This is a genomic window from Natrinema salsiterrestre (genome assembly GCF_029502005.1).
Taxonomy (GTDB): Archaea; Halobacteriota; Halobacteria; order Halobacteriales; family Natrialbaceae; genus Natrinema; species Natrinema salsiterrestre.
Genome location: NZ_JAMQOT010000027.1, coordinates 1 through 697 on the forward strand (window position 1 = coordinate 1; position 697 = coordinate 697).

The following is a 697-nucleotide window of genomic DNA, read 5'->3' on the forward strand; positions in this document are numbered from 1 at the left end:
GGCGCTGTTTCGTTAAGCGTGAAAAGTGAGGCGGCACGATTTTGTGGTGCTCTATGCCAAAAATCAGCCGCCTCAGTGGGTGTAGCGACTGGATCGATTTGAGTTTTGTGGAGCGAGAGCGGACACCGCGTCAACTGATGGAGCTCGGTATTCGACTTCATCTCGCTGGTCTCTCATTTTCGAATACCGTTCGAGAATTAGAGAAGTTCGGTGTCGAACGCAGTCGAAAAGCCGTTCATGATTGGGTCCACAAGTGCGATCTACAGCCAGCTGTTGACGAGAATCCGAATCACATTGCGCTCGACGAGACGGTGATTCAACTTGACGAATATCGCTACTGGCTGTACACTGCTGTTGATCCAGAGACAAACAAAATTCTCCATATCCGGCTGTATTCGACGACTACGACTGTGTTGACGGAACGGTTCCTGCAGGAACTCGCTGAGAAACATAATCTCGACGATGCCGTGTTTCTCGTCGATGGAGCAAAGCATCTGCAAACTGCACTCCGTCGAACTGGGCTCCGATTTCGATACGAAAAACATGGAAATCGGAACGCTGCTGAACGTGTCTTTAGAGAGATTAAACGTCGTACCTCTTCGTTCTCAAACTGTTTTAGTCACGCAAAACCGTCAACAGCCGAATCGTGGCTCCAAGCCTTCGCCGTCTGGCACAATGCTACAAACTAAACACGACC

Annotated in this window: 1 protein-coding gene; it reads left to right on the forward strand. The window is 49.8% G+C overall.

Annotated features, from left to right (window positions below; translation table 11 throughout):
• Positions 1 to 53: 53 nt before the first annotated feature.
• On the forward strand, positions 54 to 689 hold the full coding sequence (locus NDI89_RS23810; RefSeq protein WP_277525412.1) for an IS6 family transposase: 636 nt from the start codon (positions 54 to 56) through the stop codon (positions 687 to 689).
• Positions 690 to 697 lie beyond the last annotated feature (8 nt).

What these genes read in the sequence shown, in the direction of transcription:
- NDI89_RS23810 (WP_277525412.1), top strand. Translation starts at nt 54, where the DNA reads ATGCCAAAAATCAGCCGCCTCAGTGGGTGTAGCGACTGGATCGATTTG.